This window comes from Euryhalocaulis caribicus (genome assembly GCF_000412185.1).
Lineage (GTDB): Bacteria > Pseudomonadota > Alphaproteobacteria > Caulobacterales > Maricaulaceae > Euryhalocaulis > Euryhalocaulis caribicus.
In genome coordinates, this window is record NZ_ASJA01000002.1 from 24,713 (window position 1) to 50,610 (window position 25,898).

21 protein-coding genes and 1 tRNA gene are annotated in these 25,898 nt (G+C 65.2%); 8 read left to right on the forward strand and 14 right to left on the reverse strand.

All coding sequences use genetic code 11. From position 1 onward, the window contains the following. Positions 1 to 51 precede the first annotated feature (51 nt). From L338_RS16215 to gyrB, 3 genes are all read left to right on the forward strand, one after another. Positions 52 to 4,566: an FG-GAP repeat protein gene (locus tag L338_RS16215; protein ID WP_022696666.1), complete on the forward strand. Its 4,515-nt coding sequence runs from the start codon at positions 52 to 54 to the stop codon at positions 4,564 to 4,566. A 91-nt stretch (positions 4,567 to 4,657) separates the two neighbouring features. Then, entirely contained in the window at positions 4,658 to 6,322 is a 1,665-nt protein-coding gene (locus L338_RS16220; RefSeq protein WP_022696667.1) for a pre-peptidase C-terminal domain-containing protein, read from the forward strand. Between the two features lie 116 nt (positions 6,323 to 6,438). Further along, positions 6,439 to 8,838, forward strand: coding sequence for a DNA topoisomerase (ATP-hydrolyzing) subunit B (gene gyrB, locus L338_RS01905; RefSeq protein WP_027068191.1), 2,400 nt, complete (start codon positions 6,439 to 6,441; stop codon positions 8,836 to 8,838). Positions 8,839 to 8,967: 129 nt separating this feature from the next. Here the strand turns inward: gyrB and L338_RS01910 are convergent, their stop codons facing one another. From L338_RS01910 to L338_RS01950, 9 genes are all read right to left on the reverse strand, one after another. Beyond that, positions 8,968 to 9,255, reverse strand: coding sequence for a GIY-YIG nuclease family protein (locus L338_RS01910; protein WP_033310327.1), 288 nt, complete (start codon positions 9,253 to 9,255; stop codon positions 8,968 to 8,970). Positions 9,256 to 10,208: 953 nt separating this feature from the next. Further along, positions 10,209 to 11,570 carry a DEAD/DEAH box helicase gene (locus L338_RS01915; RefSeq protein ID WP_051122691.1) on the reverse strand — a complete coding sequence of 454 codons (1,362 nt, stop codon included), beginning with the start codon at positions 11,568 to 11,570 and terminating at the stop codon, positions 10,209 to 10,211. A 250-nt stretch (positions 11,571 to 11,820) separates the two neighbouring features. Beyond that, complete coding sequence (dut, locus tag L338_RS01920; protein WP_022696670.1) at positions 11,821 to 12,282, reverse strand: dUTP diphosphatase; 462 nt, start codon at positions 12,280 to 12,282, stop codon at positions 11,821 to 11,823. Between the two features lie 7 nt (positions 12,283 to 12,289). Continuing rightward, positions 12,290 to 12,790, reverse strand: a complete 501-nt coding sequence (locus tag L338_RS01925) for a hypothetical protein (RefSeq protein WP_022696671.1) — start codon at positions 12,788 to 12,790, stop codon at positions 12,290 to 12,292. Further along, the gene (gene coaBC, locus L338_RS01930) at positions 12,787 to 13,992 is read right to left on the reverse strand and encodes a bifunctional phosphopantothenoylcysteine decarboxylase/phosphopantothenate--cysteine ligase CoaBC (protein WP_027068192.1); all 1,206 of its coding nucleotides are present in this window, start codon (positions 13,990 to 13,992) and stop codon (positions 12,787 to 12,789) included. Before coaBC ends, L338_RS01925 begins: the two co-directional genes overlap by 4 nt. Before the next feature lie 51 nt (positions 13,993 to 14,043). Next, positions 14,044 to 15,606: a 2-polyprenylphenol 6-hydroxylase gene (gene ubiB, locus L338_RS01935; protein ID WP_051122681.1), complete on the reverse strand. Its 1,563-nt coding sequence runs from the start codon at positions 15,604 to 15,606 to the stop codon at positions 14,044 to 14,046. Then, a complete protein-coding gene (locus tag L338_RS01940) occupies positions 15,607 to 16,374 on the reverse strand; it encodes a class I SAM-dependent methyltransferase (RefSeq protein WP_022696672.1) in 768 nt (255 codons plus the stop codon). It lies immediately after the preceding gene. A 69-nt stretch (positions 16,375 to 16,443) separates the two neighbouring features. Next, a complete protein-coding gene (msrA, locus tag L338_RS01945) occupies positions 16,444 to 17,103 on the reverse strand; it encodes a peptide-methionine (S)-S-oxide reductase MsrA (RefSeq protein WP_022696673.1) in 660 nt (219 codons plus the stop codon). A 95-nt stretch (positions 17,104 to 17,198) separates the two neighbouring features. Continuing rightward, the gene (locus L338_RS01950; protein WP_022696674.1) at positions 17,199 to 17,465 is read right to left on the reverse strand and encodes a hypothetical protein; all 267 of its coding nucleotides are present in this window, start codon (positions 17,463 to 17,465) and stop codon (positions 17,199 to 17,201) included. Between the two features lie 165 nt (positions 17,466 to 17,630). Between L338_RS01950 and L338_RS01955 the strand changes: the two genes are divergently transcribed. Continuing rightward, a tRNA-Ser gene (locus L338_RS01955) sits at positions 17,631 to 17,721 on the forward strand. Between the two features lie 32 nt (positions 17,722 to 17,753). Here L338_RS01955 and L338_RS01960 read toward each other — a convergent pair. Further along, positions 17,754 to 19,004, reverse strand: coding sequence for an endonuclease/exonuclease/phosphatase family protein (locus tag L338_RS01960; protein ID WP_022696675.1), 1,251 nt, complete (start codon positions 19,002 to 19,004; stop codon positions 17,754 to 17,756). 208 nt (positions 19,005 to 19,212) lie between these two features. Here L338_RS01960 and L338_RS01965 point away from each other — a divergent pair, with 208 nt between their 5' ends. Together L338_RS01965 and L338_RS01970 are read left to right on the forward strand one after the other, a co-directional pair. Then, entirely contained in the window at positions 19,213 to 20,067 is an 855-nt protein-coding gene (locus L338_RS01965; protein WP_022696676.1) for a phytanoyl-CoA dioxygenase family protein, read from the forward strand. 101 nt (positions 20,068 to 20,168) lie between these two features. Next, the gene (locus tag L338_RS01970) at positions 20,169 to 21,551 is read left to right on the forward strand and encodes an NAD-dependent succinate-semialdehyde dehydrogenase (protein ID WP_033310361.1); all 1,383 of its coding nucleotides are present in this window, start codon (positions 20,169 to 20,171) and stop codon (positions 21,549 to 21,551) included. A gap of 12 nt (positions 21,552 to 21,563) precedes the next feature. Here L338_RS01970 and L338_RS01975 read toward each other — a convergent pair whose 3' ends face one another. Beyond that, the gene (locus L338_RS01975; protein WP_022696678.1) at positions 21,564 to 21,845 is read right to left on the reverse strand and encodes a hypothetical protein; all 282 of its coding nucleotides are present in this window, start codon (positions 21,843 to 21,845) and stop codon (positions 21,564 to 21,566) included. 178 nt (positions 21,846 to 22,023) lie between these two features. On the opposite strand from L338_RS01975, the gene L338_RS01980 reads away from it, so the two are divergent. Then, complete coding sequence (locus tag L338_RS01980) at positions 22,024 to 22,521, forward strand: NUDIX hydrolase (RefSeq protein ID WP_161624589.1); 498 nt, start codon at positions 22,024 to 22,026, stop codon at positions 22,519 to 22,521. Here the strand turns inward: L338_RS01980 and L338_RS01985 are convergent. Then, positions 22,498 to 24,000: an inorganic phosphate transporter gene (locus tag L338_RS01985; protein WP_022696680.1), complete on the reverse strand. Its 1,503-nt coding sequence runs from the start codon at positions 23,998 to 24,000 to the stop codon at positions 22,498 to 22,500. The two genes, L338_RS01980 and L338_RS01985, sit on opposite strands and share 24 nt — an antisense overlap. A gap of 334 nt (positions 24,001 to 24,334) precedes the next feature. Here L338_RS01985 and L338_RS01990 point away from each other — a divergent pair, with 334 nt between their 5' ends. Then, complete coding sequence (locus tag L338_RS01990) at positions 24,335 to 24,757, forward strand: hypothetical protein (protein WP_022696681.1); 423 nt, start codon at positions 24,335 to 24,337, stop codon at positions 24,755 to 24,757. A gap of 4 nt (positions 24,758 to 24,761) precedes the next feature. Here the strand turns inward: L338_RS01990 and L338_RS01995 are convergent, their stop codons facing one another. Continuing rightward, positions 24,762 to 25,523: an SDR family oxidoreductase gene (locus L338_RS01995; protein WP_022696682.1), complete on the reverse strand. Its 762-nt coding sequence runs from the start codon at positions 25,521 to 25,523 to the stop codon at positions 24,762 to 24,764. After that, positions 25,520 to 25,798 carry a 4a-hydroxytetrahydrobiopterin dehydratase gene (locus tag L338_RS02000; RefSeq protein ID WP_022696683.1) on the reverse strand — a complete coding sequence of 93 codons (279 nt, stop codon included), beginning with the start codon at positions 25,796 to 25,798 and terminating at the stop codon, positions 25,520 to 25,522. Before L338_RS02000 ends, L338_RS01995 begins: the two co-directional genes overlap by 4 nt. Positions 25,799 to 25,898: the final 100 nt, after the last annotated feature.

Below are 25,898 nucleotides of genomic sequence, written 5' to 3' on the forward strand. Positions count from 1 at the left end.
CTGCACTAACCTGCGTTTGCAATCAAAAGTACGGGCGGGGGGATATTCCGTATGTCGGTTATCAATGGCACAGACGGCAATGACCGGCTGGTGGGGGACACCGGCGCGGATCAGCTTTACGGCGCGGCGGGCGACGATGATCTGTATGGCGGGGCCGGAAACGATTCGCTGTACGGCAATGCCGGCGCGGACACCCTGCACGGCCAGGCGGGGTCGGACCTGCTGGTGGGCGGCGCGGGCCGCGACTATCTCTATGGCGGCGATGATAACGACATGCTGTTCGGCGGCGATGGCGATGACGTGCATCGCGCCGGCGCCGGCGCGGATCTGGCGCGCGGCGACGCGGGCCAGGACCTCATCTATGGCGGCGAAGGCGACGATAATCTCAAGGGCGGCGCCGGGGCCGACACGCTGTTCGGCGAGACCGGCGCGGATCGTTTGTTCGGCGAAGGCGGGCTCGACACGCTTTTCGGGGGCGACGGCGACGACAAGCTGTTCGGCAACGGCAACGCCGACATTCTCTACGGCGGAGCCGGTTCGGACCTGATCGAGGGCGGCGTCGGCGACGACCGGCTCTTTGGCGGCGCGCAGAATGACACCCTCGTCGCCGGGCCCGGCAATGACAGCGCCTATGGCGGCGACGGCAATGACCAGCTTCTCGGCGCCAGCGGCGCGGACCGCTTCTTCGGCGGCGCGGGCGATGACGTCCTCAAAGGAAAAACAGGTTCAGACAGCCTCTATGGCGGCTCCGGCGCCGACAAGCTCAAGGGCGGAGACGGGGATGACACGCTGCTGGGCGGCCGGGCGCGAGACGTGCTGTTCGGAGGAAGCGGCGCTGACAGCTTTGTCTATCTGACCGCGGCGGAAAGCGCCGCGGGGGGCGGCGGCCGCGACATCATTGTCGACTTCGAAAGCGGCGCCGATGTTATCGACCTTCTCGGGGTGGATGCGGACAGCAATCGCGTCGGCAATCAGGGCTTCGATTTCATCGCCACCGCCTTTTCCGGAAGCGGCGCCGAATTACGCATCATCGACCAGGTCGGCCGCTCCCTCCTGCAGGCCGATATCGATGGCGACGCCAACGCCGATTTCGAAATTCTCATCTATGGCGATGCGCCGCTTGAAAGCGATTTCGTCTTGAAAGAAGCGGCGCCGGTTCTGGATTTGGCGACGCTGCCGCCGGATCTCGGCTTCATCATTCAGGGCGATACGGAAGGCAACGGCGCAGGTTATGACGTATCAGACGCGGGAGATCTGAACGCCGACGGATTTGCCGATCTTGTTGTCGGCGCGCCCGGCGCAGGCGATGGCGGCGCGGCCTACGTGATTTTCGGAACGGACCAGGGATTCGGCGCGCCGGACGGTGGGCGTCAGGTTCTGGACCTGACAGGGTTGTCGGCCGGCGCGGGCCTGATCATCCAGGCCCATGAAGCCAATGACAGCACGGGTTTCAGCGTCTCCTCGGCAAAGGACGTGAACGGCGACGGAATCAACGACCTGGTGGTCGCCGCAGCGGGGGAGGGTCAGGACTCTCTGGAAGGCAGCGAGGTCTACGTCATCTTTGGCGCGGCGGATGGGCCGGGCGAAACACAAGGCGGCCAGCGAATCCTTGATCTGACGGACCTGTCCCCGTCCGAAGGTTTCTTGATCAGGGGCGATGCGCCCTATCAGGACGCGGGGCACAGCGTGGCCGGTCTCGGCGATATCAATGGCGACGGCCTGGGCGATATCGCCTTTGGCGCGCCGGGGGTCGGGCCGCGCAGCGGCGAAGCCTATGTCATCTATGGCTCGGACAGCGGCTTTGGGTCGCCCGATGAATATGGGCGCTCACTCATAGACGTGACGAATTTCACGCCCGATGAAGGCTTTGTCATTCGTGGTGACGATAACGGGGCCGAAGTCGGCTTCGATATCTCCACGGCGGGCGATATCAACGGGGACGGGTTCGCCGACCTCATGGTCAGCGCGCCGGAAAGCGATGTCCCGGGACCGGCGACGGGCGAAGTCTATGTGCTCTTTGGCGGCGATGATGGATTCGGCGCGCCAGAAGACGGCCGGCAGGTGGTCGATGTTTCGGCGCTGTCCTGGCCGGATGGATTTGTCATCGAAGGCGCCGATGAACGCGACAAGGTCGGGTACGACATATCGGCGGCAGGCGACGTCAATGGCGACGGGTTCGATGACCTGATCGTGGGTTCGCATCTGGGCGATGATGGCGGGTCCGGCGCAGGCGAAGCCTATGTGGTCTTTGGCGATGACGGACTGATCGGCGATCCGACCCGCGGCCGCCGTGTTCTAGATCTCTCGGACCTGACCTCCGACAAGGGCATCGTCATCCGGGGTGAAGTCGCAGGCGACAATCTCGGATACAGCGTGTCGGGCGCCGGGGATGTCAACGGCGATGGATTTGCCGATCTGATTGTCGCCGCCCACAAGGCCAGCCCCTCCGGCGAAAAATCGGGACAGGCCTATCTGGTTTTTGGCTCGTCCCGTGCTTTCGAACTTGATGAAGACGGCCGGCAGGTTCTGGACCTGTCCGAGATGTCTGCCGGGCAAGGCGTTGAGATCCTGGGCGACGCGCCCTTTGATCGTCTGGGATGGAGCGCTTCAGCCGCGGGCGATATCAATAATGACGGTTATGACGACATCGTCATAGGCGCTCAGCATGGGGATGACGGCGGCGTCAACGCCGGCGAGGCCTATGTCATTTATGGCGGGCTGCATTTCGCCGCCGGCGACGCGCCCGTGATCAGTCTGGAGAGCCTTGCCCCTGAAGCCGGATTCGTCGTGCAGACGCCCGGCGCGGGGAACAGCCTGGCCGGGGGCGGAGACTTCAATGATGACGGCGTTGCCGACTTCATCATTGGCGGCGTTGCCGGTGAGCCGGGCGGCGGCGCGCCCGGCGGCTCCTATGTAATCTTTGGCGGCAATACCTCGCTGGGCGCCATTCAGGACGGCAGACAGGTCTTCGATCCGTCAATGATCGACGCCAGCGAAGGGTTTTTCATTCGCGGCGAAACCAGCTCCGACTCCCCGGGCGAATCCGTCGCCAGCCTGGGCGATGTAAACGGGGACGGCATTGACGATATCCTCATGGGCGCGCCGAACGCCCGTGTCGAAGGCGGCCAAAGCAGCGGCGAAGCTTATGTCGTTTTCGGCTCCGACAGCGGCTTCGGGTCTGATCTGGATGGCCGCCAGACGCTCGATCTTCTGAATCTCGATGCCTCTGAAGGCTTCATCATCGAAAGCAACGGCTATTTTCACGGCCTGGGCCTGTCCACCGCCAATGCGGGCGATATCAATGGCGATGGTTTCGACGACATAATCATTGGCTCCAGGGGGGATTATTTTCGGGAATCCTATGCTGGCGAATCCTATGTCGTTTTCGGCACAGATCAGGGATTCGGCGTCGATAGTGACGGGCGCCAGATCCTCAACACCGCGTCTCTGGACGGCGAAACCGGCTTTGCCATCCACGGCGAGGATTCCTACGACTCCGCAGGCCAGAGCGTATCCGGGGGCGGCGACGTCAATGGCGACGGGTTTGACGACCTTGTCGTGGGCGCGCGCGGGCTGGATGCGGAAGGCCCGACGACGGGCGGCGCCTATGTCATCTTCGGCAAGAGCGCGGTTTTCGGCTCCAACGTGGACGGTCAGCAGATCTTCGACCTTGGCGGTTTCTCTGCCTCCGATGGATTTCTGATCCAGGGCGACGCCCAGGGCGATCAGGCCGGCTACAAGGTTTCCATTACCGGCGACATCAATCAGGACGGTTTCGACGACATCCTGCTCAGCGCCTGGTTCGGCGACGATAACGGCGAGGATGTGGGCGAGGCCTATATTGTCTACGGTGCCGATCAGGGCTTTGGCCAACCGGACGGGAACGGCCAGCAGGTCGTCGACCTTTCCACCCTGAGCCAGGACGAAGGCCTGATCATACGCGGGCGGGAGGGCGAGATGCGCACCGGGCAAAGCCTTTCGAACGCGGGCGATGTCAATGGCGACGGATACGGCGACCTGCTTATTGGCGCGCCCCGGCCGGACGATAGCGGCGACCTGCCCGGCGTCGCCTTCCTTGTCTTCGGATCGGAAGCCGGGCTCGGCGCCGTCATCGACGGCCAGCGCATTCTGGACCTGTCGGACCTACAGGCGGACGAAGGCGTCGTCTTTACCGGCCCTGACGGCGGCCGGGCGGGCGAGAGCGTGGCCGCGGCCGGCGATATCAATCAGGACGGTTTCGATGACATCCTGATTGGCGCGCAGGGCGCGGGCGAGGCTTATGTCATCTATGGCCGCGCGGACTTCACGCCCGTCGCGGCCCCGGAAACCGCCCCGCTGACCGAGGATATGCTGGCGCGAATGGCCGCCCAGAAGGCCGGAGCGCCGGAGGGTGGAGCGTCCTCCTCCGCCCCGCCTCCGCCGGAACGACCGCTGACGGACCATTCGCGGGACTTTTCCGCCGCTCTCGACGCGCAAATGGCGGAGATCGCGGCCCGGTTCGGCGATGGACCGGACGATGCGGCGGCCTTCGATTCCCTTGCGCCGGACGGATTCGACTGGTTCTGATTTTTCGCGCCGATATCGGATAATACTGGCCCGATCCGCCGTATTTGAGTAAAATCCCGCCAGAAAAAGGGTCAGGCGGGAGGGCGGGATCATGGCGCTAATCACGGGCGGAGCGGCTGGGGAGAGGCTCCTTGGCTCCACGGGGCCGGACACCATCTATGGCGCCGGCGGCAATGACTACATCATCGGCCTGGACGGCGACGACATCCTGTTCGGCGAGACCGGCAATGACCGGCTGTTCGGCAGGGAGGGCGATGACCGGCTCTATGGCGGGACGGGGGCGGACTATATCGCGGCGGCGTCCGGCGACGATCTTCTGTTCGGCGGCGGCGGAGACGACAATCTGCTGGCCGCGGTGGGGGACGACCTGGTCGATGGCGGCGACGGCGATGACCGCCTTGTCGGCGGCGGCGGCGACGATGCCCTGACCGGCGGCGACGGCGATGACCGCCTGCTGGGCAATGGCGGGCTGGACACGCTCTATGGCGGCGAGGGGGCGGACGTGCTGGTCGGCTCCGGCGGCACGGATCTGCTGTTCGGCGGCGCGGGCGGCGACCGCATGCGCGGCGGCGGCGGCGATGATCTTATCTTTGGCGGCTCGGGCGATGACCGGCTCTCCGGCGAGAGCGGCGACGACACCCTCGCGCCCGGCGGCGGATCCGATCTGCTGCTCGGCGGGGCCGGCGCGGACCGGGCCTCCTATGAGGAGGGTCAGGCGGACCTTTATATCGCGCTGGAAGATGACGGCGATGTCAGCGTCACGGGCCTCGCCGGCGACGCGGACGACACGCTGCGCGAGGTCGAATTCCTCAGCAACGCGGATTTCCTGATCGACCTGGCCGGCGGCGCTGAATCGTCCGACCTCGGCAATTCCGCCGCCTCCGCCGGCGCGGCCATGGCGGTGGGAACCCGGTTCACCGGCGAGATCGGCTCGGCCGGCGACGAGGACTGGATCGCGGTCACCCTGCTGGCCGGCGTCACCTACCAGATCGAGCTGCTGGGCGCGGATTCGGAAAATGGCACGCTGCGCGACCCGTATCTGACCATCTTCGACGCGGACGGCCTGCTGATCGCGGAGAATGACGACAGCGGGCTGGGCGTCGACTCCAACTATATCTTCCGCCCGGACGAGAGCGGGCTCTACTATGTCTCCGCCTCCTCTTTCTTCGCCAGCGATACGGGGACCTACACGCTTTCGGTGACCGCGCCGGAGGATGATTTCCCGGGCACGCTTCCCACCGACAACACGCTGGCCATCGGCGAATCCGCCACCGGCGAAATCCAGTTCGATGACGACCTGGACCTGTTCGCGGTCGAGCTGGTCGCCGGGGCGCGCTACACGATCCAGGTGCGCGGGGCGGACGCCTATGGCGGCACGCTGGACGATCCCTTCGTTTCCCTGCTGGACGCCAAGGGGAACACGGTCGCCGCCGATGATGACGGCGGAATCGGCTCCACCTCCCGCATCAGCTACACGGCCACCGAAACCGGGACCTTCTATATCGAGGTCGATACCGACGACGAGCGGGAATACGGCACCTATACCGTCTCCATCGTCCAGAACACCGCCGCCTCGACCGCGGCGGACCTGATGGCGCTGGCCGGCGGCGACCAGCCCGAGCCGCAGGACGGCCCCGGCCTGCCCGCCATGCCCGGCTGGGCCGGGCTGCAGGCCAGCATCGTTCACGCCCATCTGGACGCCGACCTCAATCCCGTCGCCGCCGCCATCCATAGCGAGCCGGCGGACTGGTTCTAGGCGCGGCCCCACCGCGCCTCGGCCTTTCTATTCAAGGATTTGCGGCCTAAAATGGCGGCTGAATCACCCCGCCGCCAGACATGGCGGTCCGCCCCCTCATCGGCTACAACAAATCTATGACGGCAGAAGCGAATCAGGCGCCTGAATACGGCGCGGAATCCATCAAGGTTCTCAAGGGTCTGGACGCGGTGCGAAAGCGCCCGGGCATGTATATCGGCGACACCGATGACGGCTCCGGCCTGCACCACATGGTCTATGAGGTGGTGGACAACGCGATCGACGAGGCGCTGGCCGGCCATGCGTCCAGGGTCACGGTGGTCCTGCACGCCGACGGCTCGGCCTCTGTCGAGGATGACGGCCGCGGCGTTCCGGTCGAAATGCACGCCGAGGAAGGCGTCTCCGCGGCCGAGGTCATCATGACCCAGCTGCACGCGGGCGGTAAGTTCGACCAGAATTCCTACAAGGTGTCCGGCGGCCTGCACGGCGTCGGCGTGTCCGTCGTGAACGCCCTTTCCGAGTGGCTGGACATGACGATCTGGCGCAACGGCAAGGAGCATTTCGTCAAGTTCCGCATGGGCGACACGGTGGAATCCCTGACCGTGGTCGGCGATGCGGAGGGGCGCACCGGCACCCGCGTTCGCTTCATGCCGTCCGACCAGACCTTCACGGGGATCGAGTTCGACCGGAACACGCTGGAGCACCGCCTGCGGGAGCTGGCCTTCCTGAATTCCGGCGTCGCCATCCGGTTTGCCGATGAACGCGGCGCCGAGCCGTGGGAGATCGAGCTGAAATATGAGGGCGGCGTCTCCGCCTTCGTGAAGCATCTGGACCGCGCCAAGTCGCCGCTGACCGAGGAGCCGATCCTGATCCACGGCGTGCGCGACAATATCGAGGCCGAAGTCGCCCTGCGCTGGAATGACGGCTATCACGAGAATGTCCTGGCCTTCACCAACAATATTCCCCAACGCGACGGCGGCGCCCATCTGGCCGGTTTCCGCGCCGCGCTGACCCGCGTGGTCACGCGCTACGCCAATGAAGTCGGCGCGGCCCGCAAGGAGAAAGTCTCCCTGACCGGCGACGACGCCCGCGAAGGCCTGACCGCCGTCATCTCCATCAAGGCGCCGGACCCGAAATTCTCCTCTCAGACCAAGGACAAGCTAGTCTCCTCCGAGGTCCGCCCCGTGGTGGAAAACCTCGTCGGCGAGGCGCTGAACGACTGGTTCGAGGAAAACCCGGCGCTGGCCAAGGAGGTGCTGGCCAAGATCGTCGAGGCCGCCGCCGCCCGCGACGCCGCCCGCAAGGCGCGGGAGCTGACCCGCCGCAAGTCCGCGCTGGAGGTCGCCAACCTGCCCGGCAAGCTGGCCGATTGTCAGGAACGCGACCCCGCCAAGTCCGAACTCTTCATCGTGGAGGGCGACTCCGCCGGCGGCTCCGCCAAGTCGGGCCGCAACCGCAAGAATCAGGCGGTGCTTCCTCTGCGCGGCAAGATCCTGAACGTGGAGCGCGCGCGCTTCGACCGCATGCTGTCTTCGGACCAGGTCGGCGCGCTGATCACCGCGCTGGGCGCGGGCATCGGGCGGGACGAATTCAACCCGGACAAGCTGCGCTACCACAAGATCATCATCATGACGGACGCCGATGTCGACGGCGCCCATATCCGCACCCTGCTCCTGACCTTTTTCTACCGCCAGATGCCGGAACTGATCGAACGCGGCTATCTCTATATCGCCCAGCCGCCGCTGTTTAAGGTCGCGCGCGGCAAGTCCTCCCGCTACCTGAAGGATCAGGCGGAGATGGATTCCTTCCTGATTTCGGAGGGCGTCAGCGACGCCTCCCTGACGCTCTGGAATGGCGAGGTTCTGGCCGGTAACGATCTGGCCGAGGCGACCGAGGAAGCCCGTCAGGTCGTGCTGCTGCTCGACCGCCTGTCACAGCTCGCCCCGCCCAATATCGTGGAACAGGCCGCCATCGCCGGCGCGCTGGAGCCCGAGGCCGGGGAGAAAGAAGCGCAGGAAACCGCCCGCCGTCTCGACAAGATCGCCGATGAGGGCGAAGAGGGCTGGAGCGGAACCTTCGAGGACAATTCCCTCATCCTCACCCGCGAGGTCCGCGGGGTGGAGGAGCGCCGCGTGCTGGACGCCAAGTTCCGCGACAGCGCCGACGCCCTGAAACTCGCCAAACGCGCCGCCAAGATGGAAGTGATGTGGCGCGAGGTCGCCGTCCTGCGCCAGAAGGAAACCGAAACCTTCATCCACGGCCCGTCATGGCTGATGGAGGCCATCATCAAGGCCGGCTCGAAGGGCCTGACGCTGCAGCGCTACAAGGGCCTCGGCGAAATGAACCCCGACCAGCTCTGGGAAACCACGCTGGACGAAAACGCCCGCACCCTCCTCCAGGTCAAGGTCAAGGAAGCCGACACCGCCGACGACCTCTTCACCAAGCTGATGGGGGATGTGGTCGAGCCCCGGCGCGATTTCATCACGGAACACGCGCTGGAAGCCGAGGTGGACGTTTAGGGCGGGGGCGCACTGAAGTTCGCCTTCGAGACGCCCTCCCGGGCTCCTCAGGCTAAGGGAATAGAATTTAAAACGACCTCACCCTGAGGAGCGGCCCGAAGGGCCGCGTCTCGAAGGGTCGAAGGGTCGTCACAGAACCCCGCGCTCCCCCTTCCGCCACGCCAGCTGCGAAATCCGCGCATAATCCCGTTCGATCAGCGCCTCCTTCTTCGCCCGGCTCCACCCCTTGATGCGGCGCTCGGACGCGAACGCATCGTCATAACGCTCAAACCACTCCGCCCAGACCAGCTCCACCGGCAACCGCTTCGACGTATAGGCCGTCCCCGGCGCGCTTTCCGCATGCTGGTTCACCCGCACGCCCACGTCTTCATGCCGCGTCAGCCCCGTATAAAAACTCCCGTCCGCACACCGCAACATATAACCCAAGCGCCCATGCCCCGAGCCTACCGGCGGGGACGGGAGAGGGGAAATCCGGAGGAAACTCGCGTTCTCTGGAGTTCGCCTTCGAGACGCCCTCACGGGCTCCTCAGGCTAAGGGATTGGGGTTGTAGGTTATTGTTTCTCCACCCCTTCCTATCACCCTTCCCCTGAGGAGCCGCGCCAAGGCGCGGCGTCTCGAAGGGCTCTGAAAACAGGGACGAACCCAGAAATATCAGACCGCGTATAAGACTGATCCATAATCTCCGGTGTTCGCCGTCATGCGAGGGGCTTCGGATCCGGTCGCCCGAGGGACGGAGTTGAACGCGGTTCCCGGGATACGGCAGGGTCTGACCAGACCGTGCGCGTCCCGGCGCACCGCCAGGCGCCAGTCTGAGGCTGAAATGCCCTGGCTATTAAGACTCTGGCGGCAGCGGATGGAGAGGCCGGTCGAGGCGACTCCCGCCCTCCGCAAAAGAACCGCGCGGCGCGTCTCAAGGACGCGAAACATACAAACACACGGTAACCGGCGTCCCGAAAGACGCGCCGCGCCACCCTCGTGTTTCTCTTCTCCAACCTCTGCGGCCAGCGGGCCGTGGAGCCAAACGCGTAACGAAGACACCAACCAACTCCGTCATCCTCCGACGGAGCGAAGCGGAGATCGGAGGACCCAGTTGAAATCTTTGCGCCCCACGTTCCCTGGGTCCTCCGGTCAAGCCGGAGGGTGACGATGAAGAGAGGAGTAAGGCGAGAGAAAAAGACCCCTCACCCCTTAAGAAGGGGAGAGGGCAAAAACGCCCCAAAGCCCGCAAGGGCTTTGGATGACGGAATGGGAGAGGGGTGGTCAGGCGGTTACACGCAATCCGGCAACGTCCCCCTCTCCCTTTCGCGCAAAAGAAAACGCCGTCCCCGGAGTGCGGGAACGGCGTTGTCAGGCGTGTCGGCGAAAGGGCCTAGTTGCGGCCGCCCTGCTGGGCGTTCTGGCGTTGGCCGCCATGGGCGCCCTTGTTGCCGGGCTTGCCGCCGCGGAAGCGGCGGTTGCGGCCGCCGCGTTTGGGGGCGCCGCCCTTGCCTTTGCCGCCGCCCTGATGGCGCGGCTTGTTGTTGTACTGGCGGGGCCGTTCTTCGGTCTCCAGCTCCACCACCGCCGGGGTTTCGGCGGCCTGCGCCTCGGCCGGGGACTTGCCGGTATGCTCGCGGCGGTCTTCAGCCGGGATTTTCTGGCGGGTGATCTTTTCGATCTGCTTGAGATAGGCCCGCTCGTCATTGGCGCAGAAGGCGATAGCCGACCCTTCCGCCCCGGCGCGCGCGGTGCGGCCGATGCGGTGGACGTAAGACTCGGGCACGTTCGGCAGCTCGTAATTGATGACGTGGGTGACCTCGTCGATATCGATGCCGCGCGCGGCGACATCGGTCGCCACCAGGATCGGCGTCTTTCCGCGCTTGAACGATTCCAGCGCGCGGGTGCGGGCGTTCTGGCTCTTGTTGCCGTGGATCGCCGCGGCCGGGACGCCGGTCTTGATCAGGTGCTTCACCAGCCGGTCCGCGCCGTGCTTGGTGCGCGTGAAAATCAGGGTGCGGCCCATGCCTTCCGTCTCCAGAAGCTCGGTCAGCATGTCGCGCTTCTTGCCCTGCTCGATATAGATGACGCGCTGGCTCACCCGCTCGGCGGTGGTCGATTGCGGGGCGACGGTCACGCGGGCCGGATCGGTCAGCATCTCGCCGGCCAGCTTTTCCATCTCCTTGGGCATGGTGGCCGAGAAGAACAGGGTCTGGCGATTTTTGGGGAGGGCGGCGACGATTTTACGGATCGGGCGGACAAAGCCCATGTCCAGCATCTGGTCGGCCTCGTCCAGAACGAAGATCTCGGTCTGGTTCAGCATCAGATTGCCCTGCTCGATATGGTCGATCAGGCGGCCCGGAGTGGCGATCAGAATATCCGCGCCATTGCGCAGGCCGCGCGTCTGCGGGCCATAGCCGGCACCGCCGAACAGCACCTGGACGTCCAGCTTCAGGAAACGGCCATAGGTGCGGAAGCTCTCGGCGATCTGGTTGGCCAGTTCGCGCGTCGGCGACAGGATCAGCGCCCGCGCCGTGCACGGCTTGGCGCGCTGGCCCTGATAGAGCTGGTTCAGGATCGGCAGGGCGAAGGCCGCCGTCTTGCCGGTGCCGGTCTGCGCCACGCCCAGAAGGTCGCGGCCTTTGAGAAGCTGCGGAATGGCCTGGGCCTGGATCGGGGTGGGCTTGTCGTAATTCTCGGCGGCGAGCGCTTTCAGGATGGGCTCAGCCAGGCCGAGATCGGTAAATTTGGTCATGAAGTCTTCTTGTTCTTTCGCATGCGGCGAAAACCGTGGACGCGCAGACATGCGCGCACGGGTCAGGCCGCGGGGGTCAGGGAACGCCCCGCGTGATTTGGGCAATTCAAGGAGGTTATCGGGCCCGGCGAGACGGCTCTTCTTTGAAGATCAGGCCACTCACGCAGCCGGGCATATGGGCCGCTCTATTTATGCGGCAGTGCAGCAAGTGGCCTTCGCGGGGCCGGAAGTCAAGCGCAATGCGCGGCGCCTAGACGCCGGTGGAGCCAAATCCCCCGCCGCCGCGCTGCGTTTCGGGCAGGGCCTCGGCCACCATCCAGTCGATCTGGGTGACGGGCGCGACCACCATCTGGGCGATGCGCATGCCGCGCTCCACCGTGAACCGCTCGGCGGCGTGATTGATCAGGATGACCTTCACCTCGCCGCGATAATCCGCGTCGATCGTGCCGGGCGTGTTGAGGCAGGTAACGCCGTTCTTGATGGCGAGGCCCGAGCGCGGACGCACCTGCGCCTCGAACCCTGGGGGCAGCGCGATGGCCAGCCCCGTGGGGATCAGGGCGCGGCCGCCCGGCGGAATATCCACTGGATCGCCCTCCGGCACGGCCGCGCGCAGATCCATCCCCGCCGATTCGGCGGTTTCATAGGCAGGCAACGGAAGGTCGCCAAAATGGTCGAGTTTGCGGACCGAGACCAGCGGCCGTTCGTCGCCCATGAAGCCTCTAGCCCTCGGTCTGGGCGTTATACGCCGCGATGCGGGCGTCGGCGGTCGCGCGTTCGGCGTCCGTCAGCTCGCCCAGCAGGACTTCATAGCCATAGACGCCGTCTTCCAGGACCAGCTTGGAAACGCCGGTCTTTTCCTCGCCGTCATAGGTCTCGACATAGAGCGGATAGCCGCTTTTCGGGGCCTTGTAGTCGTCTGGCGCGGGCACGATGGAATTGCGCTCGCACAGTATGCCTTCGGTCTCGAACCCCTCGGCGGTGTCCAGCTTCAGGCCGTCATGGTCGCGCGTCATCGCCAGCACGGAAAGATCCGGCGCGGCATAGACATTGGACTTCTCGGCGCCGGCTTCCTTGCCGACAATGGCGCAGCTCATCTCCACCAGCTCGGCCTCGGCGGCCGGGGCGGTGCTCATCGGCGCCGCCGCGTCATCCTGCGCAAGGGCGGGCATGGCGGCAAAGGTCAGGCTGGCGGCGGCTGCCGCGGTCAGAAAATGTTTCATCGTTTCACGTTCCCATCGAGTGTTTCCGCGATGCGCGCCGCCAGACGGGCGGCCACTTCGCGCTTGGTCAGGCGCGGCCAGCGGTCTGTCCCATCCCCGCTCACCAGCGCAATCTCGTTATCGTCGCCGCCCATCGCATCCCCGGACACGTCATTGGCGACGATCCAGTCCGCGCCCTTTTTATCAAGCTTGGCGCGGGCATTCTGTTCCACGTCGCAGGTCTCTGCGGCAAAGCCGATGACCAGCGCCGGGCGGGGATCGGATCCCGCTACGCCTAGCAGGATGTCCGGATTCTCCGCAAGGGCAAGCGAAGGCGGCGCGCCGCCCGTCTTTTTCTGCTTCTTCTCTGCGGCGGTTTCAGGGCGCCAGTCGGCCACCGCCGCCACGCTGACGAAGACATCGGCGGGCAGCGCGTCATGCACGGCGCGCTCCATCTCCCGCGCGGTCTCGACCTCGACGCGTCGCACGCCCGCCGGGGCGGGAAGCGCGGTCGGGCCGGAGACCAGCGTCACCTCGGCGCCCAGCGCGGCCAAGGCGGAGGCGATGGCGTATCCCTGCTTGCCGGAGGAGCGATTGGCGAGATACCGCACCGGGTCCACCGGCTCATGCGTCGGCCCCGCGGTCACCACCGCTTTTCTGCCCGCTAAAGGGCGGGCGCCGCCCTCCAGCAGCGACAGGATTTCATCGGCGATGGCGTCCGGCTCGGCCATGCGGCCCGGGCCGTATTCGCCGCAGGCCATGTCGCCCTCGTCCGGGCCGATAAAGCGCACGCCGTCGGATTTGAGGGTCTCCAGATTGCGCCGGACGGCCGGATGCTCCCACATGCGCACATTCATCGCCGGGGCCATCAGCACCGGCTTGTCGGTCGCCAGCAGCGTTGTCGAGGCCAGATCATTGGCCAGGCCATTGGCGCATTTGCCCATCAGGTCGGCCGTGGCCGGGGCGACGACGACCAGATCGGCGCTGCGCGACAGCTCGATATGGCCCATCTCCGCCTCGTCAGTCAGGTCAAAGAGATCGCCATAGACGGTGTCGCCGGTCAGGGCGGAGACCGAGAGCGGGGTGACGAATTCCGCGCCCGCGGCGGTCAGGATGGCGCGCGTCTTCACGCCCCGCTCGGCCAGGCGGCGGATCAGGAACAGGCTCTTATAGGCCGCGATGCCGCCGCCGATGATCAGCAGGATGCGCTTGCTCTCGCTCATAGAGGCTCCTGATTAGCAGGGCGCGGCGGGGCTTGGAAGCACAGTCAGGCGTCAGGCCAGCCACAGCGCCAGCGCCCCGGCGATGCTGGCCGCGGCGATCAGCCAGATAGCGAGCGTCGCGGTGGAGCGCGCCTGCCCGATTTCACGCGACAGCTCGTGAACGGTCGGCCCGTCCAGAGCTACGCCGCCGTCCTTCCAGTGCGCCGCGGCGTCGGCCAGATCCTCGATCGCCTGCGGCATGCGGCGCATGGCGGAGCGCAGGCGGCGGAGATCGTCCAGCGCGTCCAGCGCGACGCCCTCCGGTCCCAGCTCGGCGCGCAGGAACCTCTCGACGATGGGCCGTGAGGCGGCCCACATATCCAGCGACGGGTCCAGCCGCCGGGCCACGCCCTCCGCCTGCACCATGGTTTTCTGCAAGAGGACCAGTTCGGGCCGCAGGCGCATATTGAACAGGTCCGTGATTTCCAGCAGCTGCAGGAGCACCCGGCTCATCGAGACCTCTTCGGCCTTGCGGCCATAGATCGGCTCGCCCACCGCGCGCAGGGCGGCGGCGAAATCGGCGTGATCGTAATCGTCCTCGACATAGCCGGCGTCGAAATGGGCGCGGGCGGCGCGATCATAATCGCGCTCCAGGAAGCCATAGATGATCTCGGCCAGGTAGCGCCGCTCGGCCCGGCCCAGCCGACCCATGATCCCGAAATCGACCGCGATCAGCCGGCCGTCATGATCGGCGAACAGATTGCCCTCATGCATGTCCGCGTGGAACACGCCGAACTCCAGCGCGCTGCCGAGGAAAGTCTGGATGACGGTTTCGGCGAGCGCGCGCTGGTCGATCCCCGAAGCCTCGATCGCCGCCATGTCGCTGAGCTTGATGCCGTCCACCCAGTTGGTGGTCAGCACCCGCTTGCCGCAGCGCCGCCAGTCCGGCGAGGGCACGCCGAAATTGTCCAGCCCCGGCGCAAGGTCCGCGAGGTTCGAGGCGGCGGCGGCCTCCAGACGCAAATCCATCTCCAGTTGCAGGGAGCGGGCCAGCGTGTCGACCAGGTCCAGCGGGCGGAAGCGGCGCGTGTCCGGCAGGAAGCGATGGGTCAGGCGGGCGGCCAGCTTCATCGCCTCGATATCGCGCACCACGCGTTGTTCGATGCCCGGGCGCAGGACCTTCACGGCCACGGACTCGCCCTCCGTCGTCACGGCCGGATGCACCTGGGCGACCGACGCGGCGGCGACGGACTGGCCCAGTTCAGCGAAAAGCGATTCCAGCGGCGCGCCGAACTCCGCCTCGATGGACTCGACAGCCTTGGCGTGCGGGAAAGGCGGAACGCTGTCCTTCAGCCGGGCGAGGCCGCGCGCGAAGCGTGGGTCGAGAATATCGGCGCGGGTGGAGAGGAACTGACCGAGCTTCACATAGGAAGGCCCGAGCGCCTCCAGCGCCTGCGCGAAACGCTCGCCGGGATTGTCGGCGCGCTCCGGCTTGGCGAACAGGCGGGTGAATTTGGAGAACAGGCGGGCGAAAAGCGGCAGGCGCTGGTGATATTCGCGCGGCAGCAGCGCATCGCGGCGGGCGAGCACGAATACAGCGCGCGAAAGCCGCCAGGCCGACCCGAGACGGCTCATCTAGATGGCCCAGCCGATATGCAGCGCCGCGACGCCGCCGGCAAAGTTCGTATACGAAACATTCCGGAAGCCGGCCTGGCGGATTTCGCCAGCGAAGGTTTCCTGATCGGGAAAACGGCGGATGCTTTCAACAAAATAGCGATAGGGCGCGTCATCGCCGGCCACCAGCTTGCCCATCGCCGGGATCATGTGATCGGAATAGAGATCATAAAAACGCTGGAAGGCGTCGAAAGTCGGCCGTGACATTTCCAGGCACAGGAACCGGCCGCCGGGTTTCAGCACGCGTCGCATCTCCGCCAGCGCGGCCGGGCGGTCGGTCATGTTGCGGATGCCAAAGCCCGCCATCACGCAATGGGCGCTGCGGTCCGCAAAGGGGAGCTTTTCCGCATCGCCCTGCGCCCAGTCGACCTTTCCCGCGTCCTTGCGCGTCAATCCGGCCTGCAGCATGGCGGCATTGATATCGACGACCACGGCGCGGCCCGGATCGCCGCCACGGCGGCCGCGCGCCTTTTCCGCCATCCGGACCCAGCGCAGGGCCAGGTCGCCCGTGCCGCCGGCGATGTCATAGAGCATTTCGCCGGGCTGCGGATTGGCGCGCGCCACGACGATGTCCTTCCAGACACGGTGCGCGCCGCCGGACATGACATCGTTCATCGCGTCATAGCGATCGGCCACGCGATCGAACACGCCGCGCACGAGGGAGGATTTCTCCCCCCGCGGCACGTCGCGTTCACCGAAAGGAACCGTGTCTTGAGCGCGCTCTGTCATGACGGGCGGCACCTTAGACGAGGCCTCCGCCACGCGCTATGCGTCGGCGCCGCGCAGCGGCGGCGGGCTTCAGTCCGCCTTGCCGCGGGACAGGATGGGGCAGACGACGCCGGTGCCGCCAATGCCGCAATAACCGTCCGGATTCTTTTCCAGATATTGCTGATGATAATCCTCGGCGAAGAAGAAATCGGGGGCCGGGGCGATTTCCGTGGTGATGCGGCTTTCGCCCCTGGCGTCCAGCGCGTCCTGATACATGGCGCGGCTATACTCGGCCGCTTCGGCCTGCGCCGAGCCGTGCGTGTAGATGGCGGAGCGGTATTGCGTGCCGATATCATTGCCCTGACGCATGCCCTGCGTCGGGTCGTGCGCCTCCCAGAAGGCGCGCAGCAGATCCTCATAGGCGACGATGGACGGATCATAGACCACGCGCACCGCCTCCGTATGGCCGGTGCGCCCTGAACACACTTCCTGATAGGTCGGGTTGGGAGTCATGCCGCCCTGATAACCGACGGCCGTGATCCATACGCCTTCCATCTGCCAGAAAATGCGCTCCGCGCCCCAGAAACATCCCAGACCGAAATCGGCGATTTCCAGATGCTCCGGATAGGGCCCCTTCAAAGGGTTTCCGGTGATGGCGTGATGGTCAGCCGTGCGGATCGGCTCATCCCGGCCGGGCAGAACACGGCGCGGGTCTGGCGAGGCGGTTTTTTCGGAGTTGCCGAACAGCATGGGCGCGACTTTCGCAGATCAGTCAATAAAACCGGTTTCGATCACATAAACCCGTTATTGCGAAATGAAAGTGCGCCGCTGCTCACAATTGCGTGTCAGTGGTGAAAAATCTTGCGCTCTCTCCGCACCCGTCCGGCCATGGCGATCAGAGTCGCGCCCATCACCATGCTGAGCGCCCAGACCCAGAACTGGTCCAGCGGGCGGACGCCGAAGCGGTGAATGTCCGAAATTGTAAGAAAGTCCGGCGCTGCCGCACGCGTGGAATGGGCGATGTCCGAGCCGAAAAGAATGATCGCGCCAAGGATCAGAAAAAGCCCGGCCCAGCGGACAAGACGGCGGGGCCCCGATATGCGCTTCGACATTTAGCGTCCCTCGCTACTGGCAATGGCGGCGGGCCGTTCCGGCTGAGAAAACCATAACCCGTCCTGCAAAAAAATTTAAGACACGCGGCAAACAGTGCGCGTAGGCGCTTGTCGCAGCCAATCATGACATGATAAGGGCGGCGCCTTCGCGACATGCAAAGCGCGGGTGAGGTGGCCGAGTGGTCGAAGGCGCACGCCTGGAACGCGTGTAGGCGGTGCTCCCGTCTCGTGGGTTCGAATCCCACCCTCACCGCCACTTTGCATGTCAGGCGAGTCTCTCCGCCAAGCCTATTCCGTCTCGACCCTCACATCCCGCCAGACCATGCGGTGGTCCGAACTTTCGATCGGGTAGCCGGGGCCGACGAGGCTGTAATGCGGGTGACCGGGAGCGGGCCAGACGACGCCCGTGCGGACGGTTTCCAGGCAGGCGCGTGAAGGGATCACGTAGTCGAGGCGCAGATTGCCGACGCCGGATTCGGCATCGTCCCCGAAATCGGCGGTTTGCTGCGCCGGCGGCCCGGATTTGCCGATATTGGCGCCGCCCTGCCGCACCGCCGCCGCGGCCCCGCCCCGGCTTTCCGGCGCATCCCGGTCAGCGGTTTCAGGCTGATCCAGCAGACGGTTGATCGCCCGGCGGGCCAGATCATCGCCGTCATGCGGGTCGGCGTTGAGATCCCCCAGAATTACGAAACAGGCGCCGGGCGCCAGGCCGCCTTCGACGCCCGTGTCGTCATAGATGTATTCCCCCGCACCGCCGACATAGTCCGACCAGAAACGGATTTCGTCGTGATTGCGCTTGCCGTTGCGGTCCTCCGGCCCGTCAAAGCTGGGCGGGGTCGGGTGGCTGGCGAGGATATGAACGCTCTTGCCGCCGATGAGGACGGGAACATCCCAGTGGCTTTTCGAGGACAGGCGGAAATCGGCCAGCGCGGCCGCGTCATACCAGTCCGCGGGCAGCAGCGCGCCGGGCATATCCTTCCACAGGAATGTCTGGAAGGTGCGCCCCGCGCTTTCGGCCAGCGGGTATTTCGACAGCAGGACCATGGCGTACTGGCCGGGAAACTCGCCATAGCCGAACGCGTCGCCGCCATAGGCGCGGGAGCCGGGCTGCGGGCTGACCGCGCCGTCGCGGTCGAGATCATGGCCGGAGGGCAGGCCGGTATTGGAGGGAGCCAGGAAGACATAGGGATAATCGATGGGCGCGGCGCCGTTCTGGCTGACGCCCAGATAATTTTGCCGGAAGAGCGCGATGGCCTCGCCCGCCGCGTCATAGTCGAACTCATTGAGGAGAAGGACGTCAGGCGCGGCGCGCTGGATGATCTCGGCGACCTTGCGGGCCTGCGCGTCGCCGCTCCTGAGGTCTGCAATCAGTGCGCCTTCGGCCGGACGATTGAGATAGGCGTTGAAGGTGACGATGCGCACCGCCCCCTCCGTCCGGGCCGGGAAAATATCCGGTTCGGGTCCGGGGGCGGTCATACAGGCGGACAGAGGCGAAACCAGTATCAGAGCCGCAAAACCAAGCCAGTGAAAACCACGCATCGGGACCGCCTCCCAGTCATCGCACAAGGCCACCTTTAGGGACGGTCTGAAACAGTTTTGTAAAGCCGCGCTGCGGCGCGTCCAGACGGCATGCCAGCCGAATTCGGTCCCGCCGCCATCGACACCGTTCCAAGCCATTGGCCGGCGTGATAATTTTCCGCGAGGCGGCCTTCATTCCCGGCGCGCCTCACAGATGGGAGGACAGGCGATGGACAGCGCGCAGACGGAGTCGCCGCAGGACCAAGCCTTGCGGCGTTATCACGAAAGGCGCGAAGCCTTTGACCGCGACGGCTATGTCATCTTCGAAAATATCCTTTCCGAAGAGGAGACGGCGGCGATCCGTGCGGCGCTGGCGCCGTGGATGAACCGCACCGGGCGCAATGATTTCGAGGGGCTGAGCACCAATCGCGTCTACGCCCTTCTGGCCAAGTCACCCGTGTTCGCTGATCTGGCGGCCCATCCGCTCGCCATGGCTTTTGTGGAGGGGGAGCTGGGGACCAGCTGCCTGTTATCGGCCTGTCTGGCGATCAATCTCCATCCCGGCGAAAGCGTGCAGCCCTGGCATCACGATGACAGCCATATCGACATGCCGCGTCCCCGAAAGGCCTGCGGGGTCAGCGCCTTCTGGGCGATTGACGCCATGACCGAAACCAATGGCGCGACGGAAATCCTGCCCGGCAGCCATCTGTGGCCGGAAGACGACATCCCCGGCGCCGTGGCGGCGGAGCACTTCGCCGATCGCAACAGGCGGGATGCGGGGGACGATCCGGGGGCGCGGCCGGACGCCATGAAAGTCGTGATGCCGGCCGGGTCCCTGATGCTGGCCAAGGGCACGTTGTGGCATCGCGGCGGAGCCAACCGTTCCGACGCGCCGCGCCTTATCATCACGCCGCAATACTGCGCCGGCTGGGCGCGCCCGCTGGAGAATATGTCGCTGGCCGTGCCGCCCGCCATCGCCCGCGGGCTGCCCGCGCGCGCCCGCGAGCTCCTGGGCTATTCCATCCATGAACCCTTCATGGGTTATGTCGATGGCGCGCATCCGCGGCGGGTTCTGGAAAATTGAGGCCGGGCTGAGGCCGCCCTGCAGAGGACGGGAACGCAAGTTGAGGCCTGCGGGTTGCTGTGTCTGAAAATTCCTTTGAGATCAGCAAGGACGACGCCTCCATGAGCAAGCCCATCGTGACGATCAATCCGGCCACCGAAGAGACGCTGGATCGCTATCCCCTTATGAGCGACGCGGAGGCAGGCGATGCGGTAAGCCAGTGCCATGAGGCGTTCCGTAGCTGGCGCCTGGAGCCCGCGGCTGAGCGCGCGAAAATCATCAAGGCGATTGGCAAGGCGCTGCGCGACAACAAGGAAGAGCTGGCCGAACTGATGACGAAGGAAGTCGGCAAGCTGAAATCCCATAGCGTTCAGGAAATCGAGCTATGCGCCGGGATCTGTGACTGGACGGCGGAGAACGGCCCCGGCTTCCTGGAGGATGAAGAGCGCGAGGTCGAGAACGGAACGCGCGGCATCATCACCTATTCGCCCATCGGCGTGATCTACGGCATCCAGCCGTGGAATTTCCCGGCCTATCAGGTGATCCGCTATTCCATCGCCAATCTGATGGCGGGCAATGGCGTATTGCTGAAGCACGCGGCGAACTGCACCGGCTCCGGCAAGATGCTGGAGCGGATCTATCGCGAGGCGGGTTTGCCGGAAAACCTGTTCACGGTGCTGACCATCGATCACGACCAGTCCGACAGGATCATCGAGAATGATCTGGTGCGCGGCGTCACCCTGACCGGCAGCCCCGTCGCGGGGAAAATTATCGGTGAAAAAGCCGGCGCCAAGCTGAAGAAAACCGTGCTGGAGCTGGGTTCCAACGACGCCTATGTCGTGCTGGAGGACGCCGATCTGGAGCAGGCGGTGAAGATGTGCGTGATGGGCCGGGTCTATAATAATGGCGAGACCTGCGTGGCCGCGAAACGCTTCATCGTCGTCGACGCCCTTTATGACGCGTTCAAGGACGCCTTTGTCGAAGCCATGAAGGCGGTCAAGACCGGCGACCCGTTCGATGAGGAATCCGGGCTTGGCCCCATGGCGCGCGAGGATCTGCGGTCTGATCTGCACGAACAGGTGGAGGAGAGCGTCAAGAAGGGCGCGAAAATTCTCTGCGGCGGCGAAATACCGGACGGCAAGGGCTATTATTACCCCGCCACGGTGCTGGGCGATGTCGAGCCCGGCCAGCCCGCCTATGACGACGAACTGTTCGGCCCCGTCGCTTCGCTGATCCACGCCAAGGATCAGGACGACGCCATGCGCATCGCCAATGACAGCCGTTTCGGCCTTGGCGGCGCGATCTTCTCGAAAGACGTGAAAAAGGCCACCGAACTGGCGTCGAAGCATTTCGACACCGGCATGGTGTTCATAAACGGCTTTGGTCTGGCGACGCCCAACATGCCCTTCGGCGGGGTGAAGGATTCCGGCTATGGCCGCGAACATGGCGGCTTCGGCATCCGTGAATTCGTGAACGCCAAGGCGATTGTGGTGGTCAGCGAATAGGTCGCGGCGCGCTCAGGAGAGATAGCCGGGAAGCTGGCGCTCGAATTCCGGGAAGTAGCGGGCAATGACCCTGATGTCGAAGGCGGCGAGGATCGCCTCTTTCGGCTCCCGGTCCAGCAGAAAGCGGAAGGCGGCGTCAATCACCCGGTCGGGCGCCGCGCCCGCGCCCGCGCCCAGACGCTGATAATCGGCGCGGGCCAGGGTGACAGAGTGGCGCGTTTGCCCGCCGCCTTCAGCAACCGTGACATCAAACGCCATCGGGTCCCCGGACCCGGTCTGTGTGACCGAAATCATGACCGGACGCCTAGCATGAAACCCGCCCGCGCCGCCAGAATGCGCGCGTGGCGGTAGGACTTTATTCACCATCATTAGCGCAGTCTTGTCAGGCACTTATGCTGTCAGTCTCTGATGATGGCGCTTTATCGCGCCGCAAACCGTCATACATATGGCTGACGCCGACGAAGGATATTTGATGCTCGAAACCGTGAAACAACTCTGGCCCACGCGGGAAAAACTGACCGGCCCGGCGATTACGCAGGCCGGGGTGATCCCCTATGCCGTGAAGGACGGAGTCGCGGTTTATCTGCTGGTCACCTCGCGCCGCACGGGGCGGTGGATCTTTCCCAAGGGGGGCTGCGATGCGGGCGAATCCGCCCCGGAATGCGCCGCGCGGGAAGCCCGCGAGGAAGCGGGCGTGAAGGGCGAAGTCACCGGACCGGCCGTGGGATTCTATCGCGACCGCAAGGTGCATCCCATGCGGCGCAAGCTGATTGAGGTGGCGATGTATCCCCTGCGCGTATCGGAACAGCTTGAGGACTGGCCGGAAAAGGACGAGCGCCAGCGCCACTGGGCGACGCTGGAGGAAGCCCGCAAGCTTCTGACCACGCCGGGGCTGTTCGAACTGGTTGAGCGCGCCGAGGAACATATCCTGGCCGCGCACGAGGCGTCAGGCGCGGGACATCAGGCTTAGGCCCAGATAGAGCACGGCGGCCAGACCGCCCGCCGCCGGAACGGTGATCACCCAGGCCGCGGCGATGGTCCAGCCATGCTGACGGCGCACCAGACGCCGCCGCTCCTGTTTCTTCAGCTTCTTGACCGCGTCTTCCGGGGTTTCGTTGATCTGGTCTTCGGTCAGCGGCACGGGTTCCCTGTCCTGACGGCGGCGAAGGCCGCGATTGGTCAGGATCTCCCGCAACAACCCGACGCCGAAAACCCCGCCAATCGCAATATGGGTGGAGGAAACCGGCAGGCCCAGATGCGAGGCGATCAGCACCGTGATCGCCGCCGAAAGCGCCACGCAATAGGCGCGCATCGGGTCCATCTTTGTAATCTGCTGGCCCACGGTGCGGATCAGGCGCGGTCCGAACAGGGCCAGGCCCAGCGAAATCCCCGCCGCGCCGATCAGCAGAACCCAGATCGGCAGCTCCACTGCGGTCGGCGCGGCCATCTGGGTTTTTGCCGCCGCGACGATGGCGGCCAGCGGCCCGACCGCATTGGCGACATCGTTTGCGCCATGGGCGAAGGACAAAAGCGCCGCCGCGCCGATCAGCGGCGCCACGAACAGGCGGCTGACTTCCTTGCGGCGATTGTCCATGTCGCGGCAGCGCCGGTTTACCCAGGGGCGGGCGACGGCCCACATGGCGAGCGCCGCGAGGACAGCCAGCACCAGAGAGGCCGGATCGGAAACGTCCACGACCTTTTTCAGCCCCTTGCCGAGCATATAGAGCACGAAAACCCCGGCCATGAGGGCAATCAGAACCGGCACCCATCGCCGCGCCGCGGAGACCCGGTCCTCGCGGAACAGGATCGACCATTTCACGAACGCCAGAAACGCCGCGGCGATAACGCCGCCCATGACCGGGCTGATCACCCAGCTGGCGGCGATCGCGGCCATGGTTCCCCAACTCACCACGCTGGCCCCCGCGGCCGCCAGACCGGCGCCCAGAACGCCGCCCACGACGGAATGGGTGGTTGAGACCGGCGCGTTCAGCACAGTGGCGAGATTGATCCAGATGGCGGCCGACAGGAAAGCGGACATCATCAGCAGGATGAAATTGACCGCCGGCATGTCCGCCGGAGGCGTAACGATGGACTTTGAGATGGTGGAGACGACATCCCCGCCCGCCAGCATCGCGCCTGCGCCCTCGCAAACCGCGGCGATGACCAGCGCGGCGGTCATGGGCAAGGCCTTGCTGCCCACCGCCGGGCCCATATTGTTGGCGACATCATTGGCGCCGATATTCAGCGCCAGATAGCCCCCGATCAGCGCGCCGACGACCACATAGATGGCCAGCGGCCCTTCGCTGAGAAACGCCGCGACGAAAATGGCGACCGCCGCCAGAAAGACCCCCGCCATGCCCGGCAGAGCCATGCCGCGCGCCAGATCGGTCGTGGCGGTTTCAAGCCGCCCGACCTTTTTCAGGTCCTTGTCGAGACTTGTCTTTGCCAAACCGGAAACTCTCGACGAACGCTTGATGGGGAATGACGGGGCCGCCGGGTTATTCGGCGGCGGAGATCATGAGCCGCACGGCCCGGGCGGCCGCCCGTCCATGACAGTTTTGTGACGGTGCGCACAATGCGGTGGAGGGTTTGAAGTTTCAAGCCGCCTGACGGCAAGAAACACCGCCGTCAGTGAGAAAAGAACGCGCCCTTCAGGCCAGGAACAACCACCAGCCGCCCAGAGCGATCAGGGCGAGGCCGGCGGCGAGCGCGATCAGACGGGTTTTCATGACGCATGGCTCCTGAAAGCGTTTTTTTACGTTGATGCGATATTAGCGTGTCTCATGAAAGTCGCGCTTCGCATCCTGACGGTCCTCGCGGCCGTGACATTCGCCGCCACGCCCGCCCTGGCCGCGGGCGCCGCGCCCGCCAAGAAACGGGTGACGGCGTCCGAGGAATTCATGGAGATGCCGGGGCTGACCGCCACCATCACCCAGGATTACCGCATTACCGGCCTGTTGCAGGTCGAGGCGGGTCTGGACATCCATGACGACAAGCTGCGGCGCAAGGCCGAAGCCCTGATGCCCCGCCTGAGGGACGCCTACGCCACGGCGCTGACCGCCTATGCCGGGGGCTTCTACATCCCCGGCAATGTGCCGGACGCGGACCGCATCGCCAATATGCTGCAGGCCGCGACCGACCGGGTTCTGGGCGAAGAAGGCGCGCATCTTCTGCTGGGCATGGTCGTGGTGCACGAACAGCCCTGATGCTTCACCAGGCCGAAAGGCCGCCGTCGATTTTCAGCTCTGTCCCCGTGACGAACTTGGATTCGTCTGACGCCAGATAGACGCAGGCATACGCCACGTCGTCCGGCTCTCCGATGCATTTCAGCGGGATGCCGCGGGCGAGATTCTTGTGCAGCTCCTCGTCCGTCTCGATGCCCAGCGCCTCCTTCATGCCGTCCAGGATCGGCGTCTTGATGAAGGCCGGATGCACGGAATTGGCGCGGATGTCATAGCGCCGCTTGGCGCAGTGTAGCGCCACCGACTTGGTCAGCAGCCAGACGCCGGCCTTGGCGGCGTTATAGGAGGCCAGCTCCGCCTGACCCAGCAAGCCCGCGATGGACGAGATATTGATGATGGAGCCGGGCGCGTGGCCCTTCATCACGCCCAGCGCGTATTTGCAGCCCAGAAAAACCGAGTCGAGATCGACGGCGACGACTTTCTTGTAGCTTTCGAAACTGTCGTCCTCGACCGAGCCGAACGCGCCGATGCCGGCGTTATTGACCAACACATTGAACCCGCCGAGCGCTTCGTCGGCGCGCTTGATCGCCGCCTTCCAGTCTTCCTCGGAGGTGACATCATGCTTCATCGCCTTGGCGCCCAGCGTTTCGGCGTTGGCGCGCGCGCCGTCCTCGTTCAGGTCGGTCAGGAAGACCTCCCCGCCCTCATCGACAAATTTCTGCGCGATGGCGAAACCCAGGCCGCTGGCCGCGCCGGTGATCAGGGCGCGCTTGCCCGTCATCCGGCTCATGCGAGCGAATCCATGAATGAGGCCAGCGTCACGTCCTTGTCCGTCACCCCGCCGGCGTCATGCGTAGCCAGGGTGACCTCGACCCGGTTATAGACATTGAACCATTCGGGATGGTGATCCATCTGGTCGGCCTTGATGGCGACCCGGGTCATGAAGCCGAAGGCTTCATTGAAGTCCTTGAATTCAAAAGTCTTCTCTATGGCGTCGCGGCCATCGGCGGCATTCCAGCCATCCAGCTTCGAAACCGCGTCCTTCGCGCCGATCTTCCCGGTCATTTCGATCTCTCTCCCGTATTCTTGTTGCGTCCTCATTATCGCGCCGGGCGCGGCGGCGAAAGGCGCGGGAAAGCAATTCTTTACCGCCGCCAGGGTAAGT